The organism is Mycobacterium sp. OTB74, assembly GCF_029892685.1.
Classification (GTDB): Bacteria; Actinomycetota; Actinomycetes; order Mycobacteriales; family Mycobacteriaceae; genus Mycobacterium.
In genome coordinates, this window is record NZ_JARXVD010000019.1 from 81,895 (window position 1) to 102,291 (window position 20,397).

Here is a 20,397-nt window from a genome sequence, read left to right on the forward strand (position 1 = left end):
GCCGAGTGGCGCTGGCCCTCTGCGAGAATGACGCCATGCGCGTATACCTCGGAGCAGACCATGCCGGCTACGAACTGAAGCAGGCTCTGCTGGAACACCTCATCGCGAGCGGTCACGAGGCCGTCGACTGCGGTGCATTCACCTACGACGCCGAAGACGACTACCCGGCGTTCTGCATCGCCGCCGCTCAGCGCACCGTCGAGGACCCGGGCAGCTTGGGCATCGTGATCGGTGGCTCGGGCAATGGCGAGCAGATCGCGGCCAACAAGGTGCCCGGTGTGCGCTGCGCACTGGCGTGGAGCGTGGAGACCGCGCAGCTTGCCCGCGAACACAACAACGCGCAGGTGATGGGCATCGGCGGCCGCATGCACAGCACTGAGGATGCGCTGGCCATCGTGGATGCCTTCCTGGCCGCCGCGTGGTCGGAGGCGCCGCGGCACCAGCGCCGCATCGACATCCTGGCCGAGTACGAGAAGACTCACGTCGCGCCGGCGGTGCCCGGCGTTCCGGCCTGACGCGTGCCGGAGGGGCACACCCTGCACCGGTTGGCCCGCCTGCACCAACAGCGATTCGGGCGGGCGCCGGTAGTCATCAGCAGCCCGCAGGGCCGGTTCGCCGATTCGGCCGCCGCTGTCAGTGGCCGGGTGCTGTGCAAGGCTGATGCCTGGGGCAAGCACTTGTTCCACCATTACGCGGGTGGTTCGGTGGTACACATCCACCTCGGGCTGTACGGCACGTTCACCGAACTGCCGCTGCCGATGCCGGTGCCGGTAGGGCAGGTGCGCATGCGCATGGTCGGTGCCGAGGTCGGTACCGATTTGCGCGGGCCGACCGTTTGTGAGCTGATCGATGAGGCCGGCGTTGACGACGTGGTGGCCCGGTTGGGACCCGATCCGTTGCGCCGCGACGCTGACCCGGCGCGAGCCTGGGCGCGAATCGGCAAGTCCCGCAGGTCAATTGGCTCGCTGCTGATGGATCAGTCGGTGATCGCCGGGATGGGCAACGTGTATCGCAGCGAGTTGCTCTATCGACATCGGATCGACCCGCACCGGCCTGGCGAGCACCTGAGCGAGGCCGAGTTCGCCGAACTGTGGACCGACCTGGTTGCGCTGATGAAAGTTGGCGCGCGGCACGGGAAGATCGTCGTGGTGCGTCGCGAGGACGATCACGGCGCACCGTCCTACGCACCGGATCGGCCGCGTACCTATGTGTACCGGCGCGCGGGGGAGGCCTGCCGGGTATGCGGCAGCACTATCCGCACCGAGGAGATGGAAGGCCGAAACCTGTTCTGGTGCCCCGGTTGTCAGGTGTGACGCTAGAAGTCGAAGCTGCCGCCGTCGAAACCGCCGCCGTCGAAGCCGCCGGAGTCCCAACCGCCACCTGAGTCCCAGCCGTTGTTGTTGTCGTTCCAGCCGACGTCCTGGCCGCTATCGGCGAACTGCGACGAGTCCTGTCCCTGGTCCAGGCCCTGCTGGTAGCCCTGGTCGAACCCGGAGTCGTATCCCGACCCGAAGCCGTTCTCGAAACCCTGTGCGCCGTAACTGACCCCGTGCATGCCGTGGAACAGAGAATCGAACAACAGCGCTGACCCCACACCCCACGCGCCCGCGACCAGGGCGGGCTTCCACCACGGCTCCGAATACCAGCCGGCGGGGACCGGACGCCCCGCCACGCGACCGCCCGGGTAGTAGTTCGGCGTGGTCGACGAAGGTGTCGGCGAAGCCTCGATGTTCCTGCCCTGGAACTGGATCTGACGATCCTCGGTGACCTCACCGGCCGACCGCTGGCCAGTCAGTACCTCCAGCGGCGGGCCGGGGTCGATGCCCATCGCGGTCCGTGCGGCACGCACGTAGTACAGGCCCTCGACGGCGCTTTGCTTGGCCAGTGCGGCCTGCTGGGCAGTGGTGGCCTGGTCGATCTGTGACGACGCAGCCGTATAGCGCTCCGACGCGTCGGCCAGGGCCTGCTTCGACGCGTCATCGGTGCCGGTCAGATTGAACACCTGCCCGCCGAGCATCTCGATGACGCGGCGCGCGTCGGCCTTCGCGTTGGCGAGGCTGGCCGTCTGGGCGGCCTTGTTCTGTCGGCTGTACAGAAAGAAGCCGATGGCCACCAGCACGATCACAACGAGCAGAAACTCCATGCAGAGCAGCCTACCGGCAACCTGGCAATAGAAATGGACGCGATTAGCTGTATCCGCTTGGTTGGGCGATGCACGTCGACGGTGTGATCCCGAACCCGGTGTCGCTATCACAAGTGCGCGCTACCGTGCGACGTGAGTGGACGGCGCGTGCCGCCCGGGAGGCGGGCAGCGATGGATGAACCCGTTTGCCACTTGGGTCAGTGTGGACGTACTGGCGATCACTCCAGGCGAGGAACCGGCGCTCGTCCTGGCCCGTCGACAGCGGGACCCGCACAGAAGCCGCGATAGTGCAGATGGCCGAGATTGCCTAGGCCCGGTCTATGCGGATCAAATTTAGGCCTACCTGCGTGTATGCGTTCGGCAGGGCAGACCACCGTCGCCAGGCGCTTTTAACACTTTCAAAGTCGTATTCGAGTTCGCCCGCCGCGCTCACGAGGTCTACTAGCAGTGTGTAGGTTTGCGTAAATAGTTCCAGATTCCGGTCGATTGTCGAAGGTATCAATAGCGACAGCGTGTCACCGTGACTCCAGGCAGTGCTCGTGGAAATTGCATCCGTGATGCGGTCGGCGACTCTTCGATCACGTCCGGCGCGGCGCTCATGTTCCGTGTATGCGGCGAAAAACTCTGTGAATTGTGGAAGCTTCGGGTAAAAGAAGCGCACTGAGTCGTTCGCATCGATTATCAGTGCTGTTCCACCGGGCCGAGTCAGATGGGCGATGTGATCGAGTGCTGCCGGAATATCGTCAAGGTGCTGAAGCAAAAGGCGCATCAGCACGAAGTCGTACGCACCGTTGTGATCGAATAGACAACCTTCTTGGAATGATACATTGCTTCTGCATGCTGTGCGGTTGGCAATGTCGATAAGCTCGGCTGAGCTATCAATTCCGGTGTAGTGCTTATTTGGGAACCGATCTACGATGCGGTTGAGGTAGTAGCCGTTTCCGGTTCCGATATCAAGCACGGTCCGAGCCTCATGCCACCGGGTTGACGTGTAGTAGAAGCTGAGTTCTTGCGCGATTGTGAAGTCAGTCTGGAGCCGCTGCATCTGGTCCCAGATTCCCTGGATGTCTGTTTTATGGGTGCCGAAGAGGGGGTCGGCTACCGCATTGATTTGTCTAGCCATCATTTGTTCGTTCTCGAGTAGGGCTGCACCCCACGCCGTTACCGACTTCTACGTATACGATCAGCAGGTACATTCGATGTGGTCCGGTTCGATCTCCGTCGATCACTTGAGCGGCCATGCAGGGCAGGAAAGACTTGGAGTTGAATTGAGGATGTGGGTGAGAGCTATTAAATCTTAACGGAACACGAGCTCGGGCAAACCCATAATTCTTAACCACGGTTTCGGTCAGCTCAACCTGCTCCCGTAAGAACTCGTTCCAGTCGTCGCTGTCTACGTAGCGCTCGATCCGTTCCAGTAATTTGTTCAGCGTAAACGGTGTGTCACTCTTGGCTGCGGTCTTGTCCACGTAGTCGTAGAGGCGGCTGAATTCATCGTCAAAGTCAATAACCATTGCCGGGACGTTCGGGTCTTCGAACTCGCCGCGTGCCGTAAATGCGACCTCGACGACTGAAAACGGATAGAATCGAGTAATCGAACTAGATAGCATGGCGCGGAGCTTTTGGGGCGCCGGCGGTTCAAACTTGCTTTCGATTTCTTGAAGAGCTAGTGATAAGTTCTTGATAAGTCCCGAGTCTCTAGCATCGATCACATCCTTCAAAGCGCCGGGCATGTCGGCTTCAAAGCCATCTAGCGCGGGGAAATCTTTGCCCGCGATGGAGTTGATTTGCCCTAAGACATCGTCTTGTGGCCATTCCTGGTAAGCCACTGCGGACTCGTAGATCGGAAGATCATCTCTTGAGTCAACCAGCAGAATCACAGGAGTATCGCTCTCGAGAGCCCGGCGATATCCGAGTTCGTAGGTCACCGTAGGGTTGCGCTCCGACAATAGTGCGATCAGAATATCGGCGCTAGAAATCTTTGATAGTGCGTCCCTGGGGATCTGATCCGTCGAGGTCTTCGCCACCTTCACGTCGTACGCTAGGCGATTTCCGGTTGCGTATCGGCCAGTGGGGACCACCTCGCACTTCTCTTCAATGATGTATTTGAGGCGCCTGAAGTTCAGGATTGATTTCCGGTATTCTGCCCCAGACTTACCGAAAGGCATCGCTACCACTACATTCCGCCTGTTCATCTCCCCGCCTCTTTCGTCAGGTCCGCTGAATCGAATTTGTGGTCAGTCTGAGGCTCGCTCCGTGGCGGCCCGACATCGTCGGTCCCATGGTCCAAGTAGCTATTGGCGGTCCGGGCCATGGTCACTGTCAGATCACGGCGACGGCAACGAACGACGATTTCTTCGCGCGCCAGTACCGATTCGGTGTTCGCCATGGCTCACCTGCCTTCGGTCACGATCGCAGCGCCGGTACTTCTCGAGCGTTGCCTTCTATGATCGAGGAATCACGAGTAGTCGACTACCTGATTCGATGAAGTCCTCTGATTGAGAAGCACGCAATTCCGCAGCGGTCGACTGGGACCATTGGTGTTGGTGTGGTTATTGGTGCGCGGTATATCCAATGTGGTCCAGACGTGCCAGGAGTTCCAACGCTCGCCGGCGGCAGGAGTGGGGCCCGGAGGGGCGAGGCTGCAAGTAGCGCAGGTAGGACTGCTCGCTACTCGTGTTGTTGTCGTAGGTCACCAGGGCGCGACCCGGACGCACCTAGGGACCGCCGCGACGGGTCGATGCGATGGCTTGGCTCATCACGTTTGGAGCGGGCGACGGGAATCGAACCCGCGTAATCAGTTTGGAAGACTGAGGCTCTACCATTGAGCTACGCCCGCGTGCACTGCCGTGCTTCACAGTACTGGCAGAGGGTACCGGGACAAGCGCCGTCAAATCCAATTGATGATCTCGCGTGTCTAGGACGTAGTATCTCGACCGCGGTATTTCGACCGCGATGAGACACGGGGTGTAGCGCAGCTTGGTAGCGCATCCGCTTTGGGAGCGGAAGGCCGCAGGTTCAAATCCTGTCACCCCGACCGGCAACTGACAGCACGACAAGAACATGCAAGGAGTGACGCTGTGAAGAGCACCGTGGAGCACTTGAGCCCCACCCGGGTTCGTATCAATGTGGAGGTGCCCTTCACCGAGCTTCAGCCCGATTTCGATCGCGCCTACAAGGACCTGGCCAAGCAGGTCCGGCTGCCCGGCTTCCGCCCGGGCAAGGCTCCGGCCAAGCTGCTGGAGGCCCGCGTGGGCCGTGGCGCGGTGCTCGAGCAGGTCGTCAACAGCGCCATCCCGGCCCGCTACGGCGAGGCCGTCACCACCCAGGACGTCAAGCCGCTGGGCCAGCCCGAGATCGACATCACCAAGATTGAGGACGGCCAGGAGCTGGTGTTCACCGCTGAGGTGGACGTGCGCCCCGAGATCACGCTTCCGGACCTGTCGGCACTGGCCATCACCGTCGACCCCATCGAGGTTTCCGATGACGAGGTCGACGCCGAACTGCAGAATCTGCGGGCCCGGTTCGGCACCCTCAAGGGCGTCGAGCGCGCCGCAGCCGACGGTGACTTCGTCTCCATCGACCTGTCGGCCACCGTTGACGGCGCTGAGGTTCCGGAGGCCAAGACCGAGGGCCTGTCGCACCAGATCGGCTCCGGTCAGCTGATCGAGGGCCTCGACGCCGCGATCATCGGGCTCAAGGAGGGGGAGAGCACCGAGTTCCCCACCACCCTGGCCGCGGGTGAGCACGCCGGTAAGGACGCCCAGGTGAGCGTCACCGTCAAGTCGGTCAAGGAGCGCGAGCTGCCCGAGCCGGACGACGACTTCGCCCAGCTGGCAAGCGAATTCGACACCATCGACGAGCTCAAGGAGAGCCTGGTCAGCCAGGTTCGCCGGGTCAAGCAAATCGGTCAGGCCGAGCAGATCCGCGACAAGGCCGTCGAGGCGCTGCTGGAGCAGGTCGAGGTCCCGCTGCCCGAGTCCATCGTGCAGGCCACAGTCGACGAGACCGTGCACAACGCCGTCCACGGCCTCGATCACGACGAGGAGAAGCTCGCCGAGCAGCTCAAGGAGCAGGGCAGCAGCCGCGAGGAGTTCGACGCCGACACGCGCACCAATGCCGAGAAGGCCGTCAAGACCCAGCTGCTGATGGACGCCATCGCCGACGAGCTCAAGGTCGAGGTCGGTCAGGGCGACCTGATGGAGCGGGTCATGCTCATGGCCCGCCAGTACGGCATCGAGCCGCAGCAGCTGATCCAGATGTTGTCGCAGAACAACCAGCTGCCGGCCATGTTCGCCGACATCCGTCGCGGCATGACCATCGCAGCGGTAGTGAACGGTGCAAAGGTCACCGACACCGACGGCAACGAGGTCGATACCGCCGAATTCTTCGGCGTGCCGGCCGGCGAAACCGAGGCTGAGGTTACCGACGAGGCTGAGGCTCCGACCGCTGACGAGGCTCCCACCGACGAAGCCAAGGACGAGAAGCCCGCCAAGGCCAAGAAGGCTAAGTCCGCCGAAGTCAAGGATGAGGCCAAGGACGAGAAGCCGGCCAAGGAAAAGAAGGCGAAGAAGGCCGCCAAGGACTAGGGGACGCCCAGGGCGTCGAAGTCTGACCGGCAGATGCCGCAGGTGTCCGGGTGACGCCTGCGGCACCTGTCTCTCAGATCGGTTGTGACGCTCTGAGCGAACGTGGCCGAGTCGGGGACTCCTGGCCGTGCCGCGTTGGTTAGTGTCGTGTGGACGAACTCGAGAAAGCAGGTATCCAGTCGTGACTGACATGCGTTCAAGCGCACCAGGGCTCAACCTCACCGACTCGGTCTATGAGCGTTTGCTTGCCGAGCGCATCATCTTCCTGGGTTCGCAGGTCGACGACGACATCGCCAACCGGCTGTGCGCGCAGATCCTGCTGCTGACGGCCGAGGATCCGACCAAAGACATTCACATGTACATCAACTCGCCCGGCGGTTCGATCAGCGCCGGCATGGCGATCTTCGACACCATGCAACTGTCGGACTGCGACATCGCGACCTACGCCATGGGCATGGCCGCATCGATGGGGGAGTTCCTGCTGGCGGCCGGCGCCAAGGGCAAGCGTCACGCGCTGCCGCACGCCCGGGTCCTGATGCACCAGCCGCTCGGTGGCGTCACCGGCAGCGCGTCGGACATCGCCATCCAGGCCGAGCAGTTCCACGTCATTAAGAAGGAAATGTTCCGGCTGAACGCGGAGTTCACCGGCAAGAGCATCGAGCAGATCGAAGCTGATTCGGACCGCGACCGCTGGTTCACCGCCCAGGAGGCGCTGGAGTACGGCTTCGTCGACCACATCATCACTCGTGCCAACCTCAACGTCGGTAAGGGAGCCTCGAAGTGATCTCCAAGCACCTGAATCCCGAGCTGGCCCCGCAGGCGCGCTACATCCTGCCGCAGTTCACGGAGCGGACGCACACCGGCGAACGCATCGTCGATCCCTACGCCAAGCTGTTCGACGAGCGCATCATCTTCCTGGGTGCCCAGGTGGACGACGTCTCGGCCAACGACGTTATGGCGCAGCTGCTGGTGCTGGAGTCCCAGGACCCGGACCGCGACATCACCATGTACATCAATTCGCCGGGTGGCTCGTTCACATCGTTGATGGCCATCTACGACACCATGCAGTACGTGCGCGCCGATATCCAGACGGTCTGCCTCGGTCAGGCCGCCTCGGCCGCCGCGGTGCTGCTGGCCGCCGGTACCCCCGGTAAGCGGATGGCGCTGCCCAACGCCCGAGTGCTGATCCACCAGCCGTCGCTCGGCGGGGTCATCCAGGGACAGTTCTCGGACCTGGAAATCCAGGCCGCAGAGATCGAGCGCATGCGCACCCTCATGGAGGGAACCCTGGCGCGGCACACCGGCAAGGACGCCGCGACCATCCGCAAGGACACCGACCGCGACAAGATCCTCACCGCGGCCGACGCCAAGGAATACGGGATCATCGACACAGTCCTGGAGTACCGCAAGCTGTCCTCGCAGAAGGCCTGACCTAATTCTTGCCGAGACAGTCGGCTCCACCTCCGGGGGAGCTGGCTGTTTTGGTTCTACAAGAATCCGCCAGATTGTTTGTCGCGTCGTCAACCCCACTTGAGCTGGACGCGAAATGCGGAGGCAGCTTGGGCAGTCACACTGTAGGGTTGGCCGAGGTGAACAGCCCTGATCGGCGAGTCGTCGAACCAGTGTCAATCGGTATCGGAAAGACACGCCAAGGTCACGGTCAGCGCGCCGACGGGTGGCAAGCCACCGGGCGGGCTATGTTCTCCTCCACGCGGATAAATAGCACCGCTGCGATTCGGCCTATCGGTCGCATCACAACGGAGCGAACGGGTAGCGTCGATAGCACAATCGGAGCAACCCTCCAAGCGGTGTAACGACTGACGGCGGACAGGAAAGTAGGGGCCCACCTCATGGCGCGCATCGGAGACGGCGGTGACCTGCTGAAGTGCTCGTTTTGTGGAAAGAGCCAAAAGCAGGTCAAGAAGCTCATCGCTGGGCCTGGTGTCTACATCTGTGATGAGTGCATAGACCTCTGCAACGAGATCATCGAAGAGGAGCTCGCCGACGCCGACGACGTCAAACTCGACGAGCTACCCAAGCCTCAGGAGATCCGGGACTTCCTCGAGGGCTACGTCATCGGTCAAGACAACGCCAAGAAGACGCTGGCCGTTGCGGTCTACAACCATTACAAGCGCATCCAGGCCGGCGAGAAGTCACGGGACTCGCGCTCGGAGCCGGTAGAACTGGCCAAGTCGAACATCCTGATGCTCGGGCCGACCGGCTGCGGCAAGACCTATCTGGCGCAGACCCTGGCCAAGATGCTCAATGTCCCGTTCGCGATCGCTGATGCGACGGCACTTACCGAAGCCGGGTACGTCGGTGAGGATGTCGAGAACATCCTGCTCAAGCTGATTCAGGCAGCCGACTATGACGTCAAGCGCGCCGAGACCGGCATCATCTACATCGACGAGGTCGATAAGATCGCCCGTAAGAGCGAGAACCCGTCGATCACGCGCGACGTCTCCGGTGAAGGCGTGCAGCAGGCGCTGCTGAAAATCCTCGAGGGTACGCAGGCTTCGGTGCCGCCGCAGGGTGGCCGCAAGCACCCGCACCAGGAGTTCATCCAGATCGACACCACCAACGTGCTGTTCATCGTGGCCGGTGCATTCGCCGGGCTGGAGAAGATCGTCTCCGACCGGGTCGGCAAGCGTGGTCTGGGCTTTGGTGCTGAGGTTCATTCCAAGGCCGAGATCGACACCCAGGACCACTTCGCCGAGGTGCTGCCGGAGGACCTGATCAAGTTCGGTCTCATCCCTGAGTTCATCGGTCGCCTGCCGGTCGTCGCCTCGGTGACCAACCTGGACAAGGAATCGTTGGTCTCCATCCTGTCCAAGCCGAAGAACGCGTTGGTCAAGCAGTACGTCCGGCTGTTCGAGATGGACGGCGTGGAGTTGGAGTTCACCGACGACGCCCTCGACGCCATCGCCGAGCAGGCCATCCATCGCGGCACCGGGGCCCGTGGCCTGCGGGCCATCATGGAAGAGGTGCTGCAGCCTGTGATGTTCGACATCCCGAGCCGGGACGACGTCGCCAAGGTGGTCGTCACCAAGGAGACCGTCGAGGACAACGTGCTGCCGACCATCGTGCCGCGCAAGGCGGCGCGGTCCGAGCGTCGCGACAAGAGCGCCTAGATCGTCAGTGAGAATGCCCCCGCTGCGGCGGGGGCATTTTCTTATGTAGGTCGGTCAGCGGCGGGTGAGCGCGAAGATCCGAAGTTCGCGGTCGGTGCGGGTCTGGTACGCGCGGTACATCGGATATACCAGGAAACGTTGCAGCGCATTGCCCCGGTCATCGCCGGTCAGCAGGGTCGCCGTCACCGGGATGTCCTGGCCGACCATCGCCACCGAGGCTTCCGGCGTTGCGACCAGGTTGCTCGACCAAGCGGGATGATACTGTTGGCCAAAGTTGCTGCCCAGCACCAACAATCGGTCGCCGTCGTGCACGTAGCTCAGCACCGTGGTCCGTGGCAGACGCGATTTGCGCCCTGCGCTCGTCAGCAGCAGTTCGGGCATCGAGGTCGGCCCGAATAACGAGAACCGTCCTTTGGTTCGGGCCACGACCCGCCGGTCAAGTGGCACCATCGTTCGGATCACCCGCGAACCGTATGGCGACGCGGCAAACGCGAACACCGGTTTGAACAGTGGGGACAGGCTTTCGCGTCCCCAGTCGCCGCGCGGAAAGGCAGGATCGGTCATGCCTGCATTGTGCTTGGCCGGCCTGCGGGCGGTCGCCGCTATGACCGAACGACCCGATCCGGCCGGGTATAGATGTTCATGGACTCGCCCCGAAGGAAGGCGATCAGTGTGAGCCCGGCCTGCGCGGCCAGGTCGACCGCAAGCGATGACGGTGCCGACACTGCCGCCAGGATCGGGATGCCGGCCATCACCGCCTTCTGCGCGATCTCGAATGACACCCGCCCACTGACCAGAAGCACGGTGCCGGACAACGGGATTCGCCCCTGTTGCAATGCCCAGCCGATCACCTTGTCGACCGCGTTATGACGGCCGATGTCCTCGCGGACCACCAGTGCAGTGCCCGACATGTCGAACAATGCGGCCGCGTGCAGTCCGCCTGTGGTGGCGAAGACCTTCTGTGACTCGCGCAGTCGCCCCGGTAACCGGTACAGCGTCTGTTCACTGATCACCGTCGGGTCGTCGCCGGGGGAGTGCCGGCTGGTCAGCCGCACCGCGTCCAGTGAGGCCTTGCCGCACACCCCGCACGAAGAACTGGTGTAGAAGTTGCGCGCTACGCCCAATTCGGGGAGCGCGATCCCGGCCGCCAGCGTCACATCCAGCACGTTGTAGGAGTTGCCGCCGTCGCCGTCCGAGTCATCGGGGTTCGATGTCGCGTCTCGGCAGTACCGGGCCATTGTCACGTCGTCGCGGCCGGTGATCAGGCCCTCGGTGAGCAGAAACCCTTGCGCCAGTTCAACATCAGCACCGGGTGTGCGCATGGTGACGGTGACCGCGGTGCCGTTGACGCGGATTTCCAGCGGCTCCTCGACAACCAGGGTCTCCGGTCGTGCGACCGAGCCGGCCGAGCTCAGTCGACTGGCGGGACGTCGTGCGGTCACTCGGCCCATGGCTCAAGCCTAATCACGATGGCCTTCGACGCCGGGGTATTGGACCGATCGGCGGTGTGGTCCAGTGGGATCAGCGGATTGGTCTCCGGGTAGTAGCCGGCGGCATTGCCGACCGGTGTCGAATACGGCACCACCAGAAAGTCTTTCGCGCGGCGCTCCTGGCCGTTGAACTCCGACACCAGGTCGACGCGTGCACCTTCGTGCAGACCTAGCGTTCGGATGTCGTCCGAGTTGACGAACACCACCCGCCGTCCGCCTTTGACGCCGCGGTAGCGGTCGTCGAGGCCGTAGATGGTGGTGTTGTACTGATCGTGGCTGCGCAGCGTCTGCAGCACCAGCCGCCCTGGCGGCACCGGCACCCACTCCAGTGCCTGCACCGAGAAGTTGGCTTTGCCGGTGTGCGTGGGGAATTCGCGGGAGTCCCGAGGCGGGTGGGGTAACTGGAAGCCGTCGGGCGAGCGGACTCGGCGGTTGTAGTCGTCGCAGCCCGGTACCACTTCGCCAATGGCGTCGCGGATGCGGTCGTAGTCGGCGATGAACGCGTCCCATTCCACCGGATGGTCGGGGCCCAGTACGGCGCGCGCCAATTGGCACACGATCGCGACCTCACTGCGCACACAGTCGCTCGGTGGTCGCAAGCTGCCGCGCGACAGATGCACCATGGACATCGAATCCTCAACGGAGACCAGCTGTTTACCGCTGGATTGGATGTCCTTGTCGGTGCGGCCCAGGGTGGGCAGGATCAATGCGGTACGGCCGTGCACCAGGTGGCTGCGGTTGAGCTTCGTCGAAATCTGCACCGTCAGAGCACAATTGCGCAGTGCGGCCTCGGTGACATCGGTGTCCGGGGTGGCCGAGGCGAAGTTGCCGCCCATCCCGATGAACACGCTGGCCTGCCCGTCGCGCATCGCCCGGATGCCGTCGACGGTGTCCAGGCCGTGCCGGCGTGGGCTGGTGATGCCGAATCGCGAATCCAGTCCGGCCAGGAACGATTCGGGCATCTTCTCCCAGATGCCCATGGTGCGGTCACCCTGCACGTTGGAATGTCCGCGCACGGGGCAGACTCCGGCGCCTGGCTTGCCGATCATGCCGCGCATCAGCAGCAGGTTGGTGGCCTCGCCGATGGTGGCGACGGCGTGCCGGTGTTGGGTCAGTCCCATCGCCCAGCAGATGACGATGCGCTGCGACGTGGCCAGTAGGTCCGAAACTCGTCGCAGCTGTTCTTGGCCTATTCCGGTGGCTTCGGCCACGGTGTCCAGTTCGATTGTCCGCGTGCGTCTTTGGTAGTCATCGAATCCGGCGCAGTGCGCTTCAATGAATTCGTGGTCCAGTACCGTGCCCGGGGCTGCGTCGTCGGCTTCAAGGAGTAGGCGGCCCAGGCCGGCGAACAGCGCCATGTCGCCGCCGATCCGAATCTGCACGAACTCGTCGGCAATGGGCACGCCGTGGCCGACGACACCGTGCACCTTCTGCGGGTCCTTGAACCGCATCAGCCCGGCCTCGGGCAGCGGATTGACTGCAATGATCTTGGCGCCGTTGGCTTTTGCTTTCTCCAGCACCGACAGCATGCGCGGGTGGTTGGTGCCCGGGTTCTGTCCGGCGACCACGATGCAGTCGGCGTGTACGAGGTCGTCGACGGTGACCGAGCCCTTGCCGATACCGATCGCATCGACCAGTGCGGTGCCTGATGATTCGTGGCACATGTTCGAGCAGTCGGGCAGGTTGTTGGTGCCGAAGCTACGCACCAGCAGCTGGTACAGGAACGCGGCCTCATTGCTGGTGCGGCCCGAGGTGTAGAACAGCGCCCGGTCGGGGGAGTCCAGCGCCCTGAGCTCATCGGCGATCAGCCGGTAGGCGTCATCCCAGTCGATCGGGCGATAGTGCGTGTCACCGGGCGCCAGCGCCATCGGATGGGTCAGTCGACCCTGCTGGGACAGCCAGTATTCGGGCTGCGCGGACAGTTCGGCGACTGAATGGCGGGCGAAGAACTCGGGTGTGACGCGTCGGCGGGTCGCCTCCTCAGCGACCGCTTTGGCACCGTTTTCGCAGAACTCGGCCAGCTTGCGTCCGCCGTGTTCCTCGGGCCAGGCGCACCCGGGGCAATCGAAGCCGTGCCGCTGATTCAGCCTGCTCAGGGTGGCGGCGGTGCGCACTGGTCCCATCTGCTGGACTCCGCGCTGCAGGGCGACGACGACGGCCTTGACCCCGGCCACCTCGTGCTCGGCTCCAGTGCTGACGACCGCATGCTCGTCGTAACTGGCGTCCACATCCGCCCCGGTAGGGAGCCGGCCACCTTCGTCGCGTGCCATGGTGTCGATACTGCCCGCCGCGGTCCGATCGCAGTCACCGGGCGCTTGTCGGCCCGTGAACTTCACCGGACATACACGTTGTCGCAGTGTCGCCGCCCGTGCACAGCGCTCTTATCTCTGGACAATGGAGTCATGGACATCGGTACGGATAACGGCAGCCAGTCAGCGGGCCGCCGCACCTGGCCCGACCCGCTGGCGCTGTCGTTCCAAGCGCACCGGCAGCTGATGCTGCTGCGTCTGCGCTGGCACGGACGCCGACTGGACACCCGTCCAGACGGGCAGTCGGACTGACGCCTAATTGGATTGCGCCACCTGGCTTTTCCGGTCGGCCCAGTGGCCCAGAAATGGTCGATCGGGGAGTGGGGCACGGGCTACTGATCAGTAACCGGAATTCTTAGGAGAATCGCGTTCTCGTTACGTGACGAAGACCACATATTTGACGCGCGTCACGGAATTCCGATGCCCTGACCAGGGCATTCACCGGTTGGAAACTTGCCCGTCACCGGCATGCCGCACCAAGCCCAACCTAAGAGAAGTGCAATAATCGGTACTAGTAGTGACATCAAAATTTTGACGACCCCGGGCTGGCGGGCGTGGACACCGTGAAGCGGCGACCGCAGACCAGTGCGACGGGCCGTGAAACAGAGTGTGAAAGGCGGGCGTCGTGGGTCTCGACGGCACCGACAACGGCACCGACGCCGGGACTGGCACAGCCCCGCGGCAGAAGCTTGAGAAGGTCGTCATCCGGTTCGCGGGTGACTCCGGTGACGGTATGCAGCTGACGGGTGACCGGTTCACCTCCGAAGCCGCCCTGTTCGGCAACGACCTTGCCACCCAACCGAACTACCCGGCCGAGATCCGCGCACCACAGGGCACCTTGCCGGGTGTGTCGTCGTTCCAGATTCAGATCGCCGACTACGACATCCTCACCGCCGGCGACCGTCCGGATGTGCTGGTGGCCATGAACCCGGCCGCGCTCAAGGCCAACGTTGCTGACCTCCCGCGCGGCGGCCTGATCATCGCCAACTCTGACGAGTTCACCAAGCGCAACCTGGCCAAGGTCGGATACGACGCCAACCCGCTGGAGACCGACGAGCTGTCCGAGTACGTGGTGACGCCGGTGGCGATGACCACCCTGACGCTGACCGCGGTCGAGGCCATCGGCGCGACCAAGAAGGACGGGCAGCGCGCCAAGAACATGTTCGCGCTGGGCCTGTTGTCCTGGATGTACGGCCGCGAACTGGAGCACAGCGAGGCCTTCATTCGGGAGAAGTTCGCCCGTAAGCCCGAGATCGCCGAGGCCAACGTGCTGGCGCTCAAGGCCGGCTGGAACTACGGCGAGACCACCGAGGCGTTCGGTACCACCTACGAGGTGTCGCCGGCCAAGTTGCGTTCGGGCGAGTACCGCCAGATTTCCGGTAACACGGCCTTGGCCTACGGCCTCGTGACCGCAGGGCAACTCGGTGACGTCCAGGTTGTGCTGGGTACCTACCCCATCACCCCGGCGTCGGACATCCTGCACGAGCTGTCCAAGCACAAGAACTTCAACGTCCTGACCTTCCAGGCTGAGGACGAGATCGCCGGCATCGGTGCGGCCATCGGCGCGTCCTACGGTGGTGCGCTGGGTGTCACCAGCACGTCGGGCCCCGGTATCTCGCTGAAGTCCGAGGCCATCGGCCTGGCCGTGATGACCGAGCTGCCGCTGGTCGTCATCGACGTACAGCGCGGCGGGCCGTCGACCGGCCTGCCCACGAAGACCGAGCAGGCCGACCTGCTTCAGGCCCTCTACGGCCGCAACGGCGAGTCCCCGGTCGCGGTCCTGGCGCCGTGCTCTCCGTCGGATTGCTTCGACATCGCCGTCGAGGCAGCTCGCATCGCCATCGGCTACCACACCCCGGTGATCATCCTGTCCGATGGCGCAATCGCCAACGGCTCTGAGCCGTGGCGGATTCCGGATATCTCCAGCTATCCGGCCATCGAGCACACGTTCGCCAAGTCCGGTGAGCCTTTCCAGCCGTACGCCCGTGACCCCGAGACGCTGGCCCGCCAGTTCGCCGTGCCCGGCACGCCGGGTCTGGAGCACCGCATCGGTGGCCTGGAGGCGGCGAACGGTTCGGGCAACATCTCCTACGAGCCCAAGAACCACGATCTGATGGTGCGGTTGCGCCAGCTCAAGATCGACGGCATCTCGGTCCCGGACCTCGAGGTCGATGATCCCACCGGTGACGCGGATCTGCTGATGCTCGGTTGGGGCAGCTCATATGGTCCCATCGGCGAGGCCTGCCGGCGCGCGCGGCGCAAGGGCATCAAGGTCGCGCACGCCCAGTTGCGGCACCTCAACCCGTTCCCGGCCAACCTCGAAGCGGTGCTGCGCAAGTACCCGAAGGTCGTGGTGCCGGAGATGAACCTCGGTCAGCTGGCGTTGCTGCTGCGCGGCAAGTTCATGGTCGACGTGCAGTCGGTGACCAAGGTGGAAGGCATGGCGTTCCTGGCCGATGAGGTCGAGGAAATCATCGACAGCGCGCTCGACGGATCGTTGAGCGACAAGGAAACTGACAAGGCGAAGTTCGCGCGGCTGGCTGCGGCCACCGTGGAAGGTGTGGGAGCCAACGCATGACTGACCTGATCGGTGCTGATCTGGGCCTGACCGAAGCCCTCAGCAAGACGGCTTTGGTTCCGACCACGGACCAGCCGCAGAAGGGTAAGGACTTCACCAGCGACCAGGAGGTGCGCTGGTGCCCCGGTTGCGGTGACTACGTCATCCTCAACACCATCCGTAACTTCCTGCCGGAGCTGGGCCTGCGCCGCGAGAACATCGCGTTCGTCAGTGGCATCGGTTGCTCCAGCCGGTTCCCGTACTACTTGGAGACCTACGGTTTCCACTCCATCCACGGCCGCGCGCCGACCATCGCGACCGGCCTCGCGCTGGCCCGTCCGGACCTGTCGGTGTGGGTCGTCACCGGTGACGGCGACTCGCTGTCAATCGGTGGCAATCACCTGATTCACGCGCTGCGCCGCAACGTCAACATCACGATCCTGCTGTTCAACAACCGGATCTACGGTCTGACCAAGGGCCAGTACTCGCCGACCTCCGAGGTTGGCAAGGTCACCAAGTCGACCCCGATGGGCTCGCTGGACTACCCGTTCAACCCGGTGTCGCTGGCGCTGGGTGCCGAGGCCACGTTCGTCGGCCGGGCTCTGGACTCCGATCGCGCCGGTCTGACCGAGGTGCTGCGCGCCGCCGCGGCGCACCGCGGTGCCGCTCTCGTCGAGATCATGCAGGACTGCCCGATCTTCAACGACGGTTCCTTCGATGCGCTGCGCAAGGAAGGTGCCGAGGACCGGCTCATCCACGTTTCCGATGGTGAGCCCATCACCTTCGGCGCTGACGGCGGGTACTGCGTGGTCAAGTCCGGGTTTGGGCTGGAGGTCGCCAAGACTGCCGACGTCTCCGCCGACCAGATCGTGGTGCACAACGCGCACTCCGATGACCCGGCGTACGCCTTCGCGCTGTCGCGGCTGTCCGAGCAGAACCTCGATCACATGGTGACCGGTATCTTCCGTCAGGTCGCCAAGCCCACCTATGACGACCAGGCGCGTCAGCAGATCACCTCGGCGCGCGAATCCAAGGCGCATGACACCGCCGCTCTGCAATCCTTGCTGCGTGGCAAGGACACCTGGACTGTCGACTAGTTCCGACGCATTGACCGAAGACGCCCCGCTGGCCGCAATTGTCTTGGCCGGCGGGGCTTCTCGTCGTATGGGGCGGGACAAGGCTGTCGTACGGTTCCGCGGATCCTCGGGGGAGACCACGTTTGTCGAGCACGTGGTGTCGACCGTGCGCAGTCGATGTGCGCCGGTGTTCGTGATGGCTGCGCCGGGGCAGGCGTTGCCCGCACTGGACGCCGAGGTGCTGCGCGACGAGGTGCGCGGAGTGGGCCCATTACTGGCGACTGCGCGTGGGCTGCGCGCCGCCGCGGCGGCAGGACGCGCCTGGGCGTTCGTTTGCGCAGTGGACATGCCGTACTTGAGCGCCGATCTGATCGATGCGCTGGTTCGATCTGCAGCCGGGTGCGGTGCTGATGTCGTGTTGCCCTGGGATGGCCGTGATCACTACCTGGCCGGCATCTACCGGACCGCGCTTGCAGCGCGTGCCGACGAGTTGGTGGCAGCCGGACGACGCAGCATGAGGTCGCTGGTCGAGACTGCCGACACGCAGCGCGTGGTGCTGGAGCCGCAGCTGGCGCTGCGCAACGTGAACACCCCGTTTGATCTGGCTTGAGCAGATCTAGCAAATTCTTCGGCTCATTGATTCGCGGCTCAATTAGGCCGAAAACACGTAATTCGCATTCTTTGTGACTGGTGTGGCGTGTGGTCGACGACCAAATGCCGCCAGAAATTGGGTGCGGACTGACTGCGCCTACTTTTGGGAAATTTGAAATATGTTGTGGCGCAACATATTTGAATAGAGATAAGGGAATTATGCCTGCATGGACGGTCAGCGAGGCGCCGGCTCGCTATGTGGTTATTTAGCGGGTCGGGACGCAATTCCCGTCGCTCGGATTTGCCGGGTTGAGACCATCTTGTGATTGTGCTGAACGGGGCCTTGTAACGCGGTTGTTGACGTCGACACGCCGGTTCTGACCTGCGCCTGGTCCGAAAATATAGTCATGATCTGCGACAATTGTGACAGCTGTGAATGCAATATTGTGCGCCAGACCACAATTTCATAGTGACGTCGGTCACAAAATTTGTGGCCGAACTATTGGGCAAGTGCCCCGGTGTTTACCCTGTGACCTGCTTTTATTCATCAAAATTTCGGTCGTAACCATCTTGTTATCTGACCGCAACAGATTCGACATAGCACTTCGGGTTCTTGCTACGGTCGTCGTACTGCTCCACAAGAGCAAACAATTGCAAAACCATGAACCTGCGTGTGAGCGGGGTTGCGGTGGGACCTAGGCAGACTGCCTCTCGTCCATTTGGTCCGTCTGGCCTCACGCCAGCGTGACGTAAAGCTTCCCCGCTGTCGTGCCCGACAGAGACGGCACGATCCAGTTCCCCTTTCGTCTGCTCGGCAGACAGAAGTTTCGCGCCGCCTATGTGCGGGCGTGGGTGGCGCGCGCTCGGCGAGAGGAATCACGTGAAGAACATCCGCAAGACGTTTGGGCTGGCCGCCGTTGCTGGGGCGCTCGTTGCAGCGCCGATGGCCATCGGGGCCGGTACCGCTAATGCGGACAGCCACAACTGGGATGCAGTTGCGGCTTGTGAATCGGGTGGCAACTGGGCCATTAACACCGGCAACGGTTACTACGGTGGCCTGCAGTTCACCCTGAGCACCTGGCGGGCCAACGGCGGCTCAGGCATGCCGCACCAGGCCAGCAAGTCGGAGCAGATCCGGGTCGCCGAGAACATTGCGCACAGCCAGGGCATGGGCGCATGGCCCGTGTGTGGCGGCCGCGGCTAGATCACGCCTTCAGGCGCTGACAAGCCCCAAAAACGACGCAACGGTGTCGGACCTTACGGTCCGGCACCGTTCGTCGTTACCGGATCAGAGTGTCGGCGGCCGGAAGGCGCTACTGGCGGCGATGACAGCCATCTGCTGCATCAGCAGCTTCTCCGGGATCAGTGTGGTCGCATGAGAGGCGAGCACGCTCAGAACGTTCGGCTGCAGGTTTACGGCCCGGCCGATCAACTCGGCCTGACGCGCCACCCTGCGTACCCGTGAGCGCCGCAGCGCGACGAACTCCGAGAACGCCCGGGGCAGGTTGGCGTCTGCGGCGACGCACCGCGCCAGGATCGCGGCGTCCTCGAGGCCCTGGCAACCGCCCTGACCCAGATGCGGGCGCATCGGGTGCGCGGCATCCCCCGACCAGCACGATCGGCCCGCGCGACCAGGTCCGGGCCAGAACGCGGTCCTCGATGTCATTGCGCAGCACCGCCTCGGGCTGGGTCGCGGCGAGCAGATCGGGGATCGGATCGGCCCAGGATGCGAACTTGCGCTGTACATAGACCAGCTCGCCCTGTGGAGCTCGGCCGTCAGCCGGGCAGACATCGGTGGCGAACCAGTACGTCTTATCGGGACCCAGTTGCACATGTCCGAACGACACTGCCGGTCCCAGCGTTTCTCCGGCCAACTCGGCAGGCAGGGCGCGCTCGGCAATGCCGCGCCAGGCTGTGTACCCCGCGTACTTGCGGGGCAATGCACCGTTGAGGTGGTGAGCCACCGTGGACCCGATGCCATCGGCACCGATCGCGGCCGCTGCATCGCAGACGTCGCCGTCGGAGAATCGGACCCGCACCCCGTCGCTGGTCATGGTCAACTCGCTGACCATGGCGCCTGACCTGATGGTGCCCGGGATCAGGGCAGAAGCCAGCAGGTTGGTCAGCGTCGCCCTGGTGATCACCAGCGCGGGCTCACCCAGGGCGTTGACAATCCGATTGCCCGCCGGCCGACGCAGCCACGTGCCATCGCGCCAGCGCACCGCACCGGCGGTAACTTGCCCACCGGCCACCCGGGCCGCGTCGCCGAGCCCCAGTTCATCGAGTGCGGCCAGCGCATTGGGCCAGATGCTGATACCGGCGCCTTCGGCGCTCACCGGCGAGTCCGCAGTGCCGGGTCTGGCTTCGACAACCGTGACCTGACATCCGATCTGCTGCAGCCCGACCGCGGTAGCCAAGCCGGCGATGCCTGCACCGACTACAAGGGGCGTTCCGTCACGTGATGACCCTAACGTCGACCGATGCTCTGTCGGTCCGCCGGTCATGTGCTAC

Annotated in this window: 17 protein-coding genes, 2 tRNA genes and 1 pseudogene; 12 read left to right on the plus strand and 8 right to left on the minus strand. The window is 63.6% G+C overall.

Going from position 1 to position 20,397, the window contains the following annotated elements:
- Positions 1 to 35 precede the first annotated feature (35 nt).
- Both M2432_RS22335 and M2432_RS22340 read left to right on the plus strand, forming a co-directional pair.
- Complete coding sequence (locus tag M2432_RS22335; protein WP_280829023.1) at positions 36 to 515, plus strand: ribose-5-phosphate isomerase; 480 nt, start codon at positions 36 to 38, stop codon at positions 513 to 515.
- A 3-nt stretch (positions 516 to 518) separates the two neighbouring features.
- Positions 519 to 1,313, plus strand: a complete 795-nt coding sequence (locus M2432_RS22340) for a DNA-formamidopyrimidine glycosylase family protein (protein WP_280829024.1) — start codon at positions 519 to 521, stop codon at positions 1,311 to 1,313.
- A 2-nt stretch (positions 1,314 to 1,315) separates the two neighbouring features.
- Here M2432_RS22340 and M2432_RS22345 read toward each other — a convergent pair whose 3' ends face one another.
- The 4 genes from M2432_RS22345 to M2432_RS22360 form a co-directional block, all read right to left on the minus strand.
- Positions 1,316 to 2,143: a DUF1542 domain-containing protein gene (locus M2432_RS22345; RefSeq protein WP_280829025.1), complete on the minus strand. Its 828-nt coding sequence runs from the start codon at positions 2,141 to 2,143 to the stop codon at positions 1,316 to 1,318.
- 307 nt (positions 2,144 to 2,450) lie between these two features.
- Complete coding sequence (locus M2432_RS22350; RefSeq protein ID WP_280829026.1) at positions 2,451 to 3,266, minus strand: class I SAM-dependent methyltransferase; 816 nt, start codon at positions 3,264 to 3,266, stop codon at positions 2,451 to 2,453.
- Positions 3,259 to 4,170: a hypothetical protein gene (locus tag M2432_RS22355; protein ID WP_280829027.1), complete on the minus strand. Its 912-nt coding sequence runs from the start codon at positions 4,168 to 4,170 to the stop codon at positions 3,259 to 3,261. Before M2432_RS22355 ends, M2432_RS22350 begins: the two co-directional genes overlap by 8 nt.
- A 738-nt stretch (positions 4,171 to 4,908) precedes the next feature.
- A tRNA-Gly gene (locus M2432_RS22360) sits at positions 4,909 to 4,982 on the minus strand.
- A 124-nt stretch (positions 4,983 to 5,106) separates the two neighbouring features.
- Between M2432_RS22360 and M2432_RS22365 the strand changes: the two genes are divergently transcribed.
- The 5 genes from M2432_RS22365 to clpX all read left to right on the plus strand — a co-directional run bounded on the left by M2432_RS22365 (position 5,107) and on the right by clpX (position 9,863).
- Positions 5,107 to 5,180, plus strand: a tRNA-Pro gene (locus M2432_RS22365).
- A 43-nt stretch (positions 5,181 to 5,223) separates the two neighbouring features.
- Positions 5,224 to 6,732, plus strand: a complete 1,509-nt coding sequence (gene tig / locus M2432_RS22370) for a trigger factor (RefSeq protein ID WP_280829028.1) — start codon at positions 5,224 to 5,226, stop codon at positions 6,730 to 6,732.
- 190 nt (positions 6,733 to 6,922) lie between these two features.
- A complete protein-coding gene (locus M2432_RS22375; protein ID WP_280829061.1) occupies positions 6,923 to 7,516 on the plus strand; it encodes an ATP-dependent Clp protease proteolytic subunit in 594 nt (197 codons plus the stop codon).
- Positions 7,517 to 7,527: 11 nt separating this feature from the next.
- Entirely contained in the window at positions 7,528 to 8,163 is a 636-nt protein-coding gene (locus tag M2432_RS22380; RefSeq protein ID WP_280829062.1) for an ATP-dependent Clp protease proteolytic subunit, read from the plus strand.
- Positions 8,164 to 8,582: 419 nt separating this feature from the next.
- Positions 8,583 to 9,863 carry an ATP-dependent Clp protease ATP-binding subunit ClpX gene (gene clpX, locus M2432_RS22385; protein WP_280829029.1) on the plus strand — a complete coding sequence of 427 codons (1,281 nt, stop codon included), beginning with the start codon at positions 8,583 to 8,585 and terminating at the stop codon, positions 9,861 to 9,863.
- Positions 9,864 to 9,917: 54 nt separating this feature from the next.
- On the opposite strand, the gene M2432_RS22390 is transcribed toward clpX, so the two are convergent.
- The 3 genes from M2432_RS22390 to M2432_RS22400 are packed head-to-tail and all read right to left on the minus strand — an operon-like array spanning position 9,918 to position 13,623.
- Positions 9,918 to 10,427, minus strand: coding sequence for a nitroreductase family deazaflavin-dependent oxidoreductase (locus tag M2432_RS22390; RefSeq protein WP_280829030.1), 510 nt, complete (start codon positions 10,425 to 10,427; stop codon positions 9,918 to 9,920).
- A 38-nt stretch (positions 10,428 to 10,465) separates the two neighbouring features.
- The gene (fdhD, locus tag M2432_RS22395; protein ID WP_280829031.1) at positions 10,466 to 11,314 is read right to left on the minus strand and encodes a formate dehydrogenase accessory sulfurtransferase FdhD; all 849 of its coding nucleotides are present in this window, start codon (positions 11,312 to 11,314) and stop codon (positions 10,466 to 10,468) included.
- Positions 11,302 to 13,623 carry an FdhF/YdeP family oxidoreductase gene (locus M2432_RS22400; RefSeq protein ID WP_280829032.1) on the minus strand — a complete coding sequence of 774 codons (2,322 nt, stop codon included), beginning with the start codon at positions 13,621 to 13,623 and terminating at the stop codon, positions 11,302 to 11,304. Before M2432_RS22400 ends, fdhD begins: the two co-directional genes overlap by 13 nt.
- 132 nt (positions 13,624 to 13,755) lie before the next feature.
- Here M2432_RS22400 and M2432_RS22405 point away from each other — a divergent pair, with 132 nt between their 5' ends.
- From M2432_RS22405 to M2432_RS22425, 5 genes are all read left to right on the plus strand, one after another.
- Positions 13,756 to 13,914, plus strand: a complete 159-nt coding sequence (locus M2432_RS22405) for a hypothetical protein (RefSeq protein WP_280829033.1) — start codon at positions 13,756 to 13,758, stop codon at positions 13,912 to 13,914.
- A gap of 373 nt (positions 13,915 to 14,287) precedes the next feature.
- The gene (locus M2432_RS22410; RefSeq protein ID WP_280829034.1) at positions 14,288 to 16,240 is read left to right on the plus strand and encodes a 2-oxoacid:acceptor oxidoreductase subunit alpha; all 1,953 of its coding nucleotides are present in this window, start codon (positions 14,288 to 14,290) and stop codon (positions 16,238 to 16,240) included.
- Positions 16,237 to 17,316, plus strand: a complete 1,080-nt coding sequence (locus tag M2432_RS22415; RefSeq protein ID WP_280829035.1) for a 2-oxoacid:ferredoxin oxidoreductase subunit beta — start codon at positions 16,237 to 16,239, stop codon at positions 17,314 to 17,316. The genes M2432_RS22410 and M2432_RS22415 overlap by 4 nt, the downstream gene beginning before the upstream one ends.
- A 10-nt stretch (positions 17,317 to 17,326) precedes the next feature.
- Positions 17,327 to 17,905: a molybdenum cofactor guanylyltransferase gene (gene mobA / locus M2432_RS22420; RefSeq protein WP_280829063.1), complete on the plus strand. Its 579-nt coding sequence runs from the start codon at positions 17,327 to 17,329 to the stop codon at positions 17,903 to 17,905.
- A gap of 861 nt (positions 17,906 to 18,766) precedes the next feature.
- The gene (locus M2432_RS22425) at positions 18,767 to 19,090 is read left to right on the plus strand and encodes a transglycosylase family protein (protein WP_280829036.1); all 324 of its coding nucleotides are present in this window, start codon (positions 18,767 to 18,769) and stop codon (positions 19,088 to 19,090) included.
- A gap of 84 nt (positions 19,091 to 19,174) precedes the next feature.
- Here M2432_RS22425 and M2432_RS22430 read toward each other — a convergent pair.
- A pseudogene (locus M2432_RS22430) lies at positions 19,175 to 20,390 on the minus strand (FAD-dependent monooxygenase).
- Between the last annotated feature and the right edge of the window lie 7 nt (positions 20,391 to 20,397).

Bases quoted from the DNA above. Each gene is read 5' to 3' on its own strand.
- M2432_RS22405 (WP_280829033.1), top strand. From the start codon at position 13,756: ATGGACATCGGTACGGATAACGGCAGCCAGTCAGCGGGCCGCCGCACC.
- M2432_RS22345 (WP_280829025.1), bottom strand. From the start codon at position 2,143: ATGGAGTTTCTGCTCGTTGTGATCGTGCTGGTGGCCATCGGCTTCTTT.
- M2432_RS22390 (WP_280829030.1), bottom strand. From the start codon at position 10,427: ATGACCGATCCTGCCTTTCCGCGCGGCGACTGGGGACGCGAAAGCCTG.
- M2432_RS22400 (WP_280829032.1), bottom strand. From the start codon at position 13,623: ATGGCACGCGACGAAGGTGGCCGGCTCCCTACCGGGGCGGATGTGGAC.
- M2432_RS22375 (WP_280829061.1), top strand. From the start codon at position 6,923: ATGCGTTCAAGCGCACCAGGGCTCAACCTCACCGACTCGGTCTATGAG.
- M2432_RS22350 (WP_280829026.1), bottom strand. From the start codon at position 3,266: ATGGCTAGACAAATCAATGCGGTAGCCGACCCCCTCTTCGGCACCCAT.
- clpX (WP_280829029.1), top strand. From the start codon at position 8,583: ATGGCGCGCATCGGAGACGGCGGTGACCTGCTGAAGTGCTCGTTTTGT.
- M2432_RS22415 (WP_280829035.1), top strand. From the start codon at position 16,237: ATGACTGACCTGATCGGTGCTGATCTGGGCCTGACCGAAGCCCTCAGC.
- M2432_RS22335 (WP_280829023.1), top strand. From the start codon at position 36: ATGCGCGTATACCTCGGAGCAGACCATGCCGGCTACGAACTGAAGCAG.
- fdhD (WP_280829031.1), bottom strand. From the start codon at position 11,314: ATGGGCCGAGTGACCGCACGACGTCCCGCCAGTCGACTGAGCTCGGCC.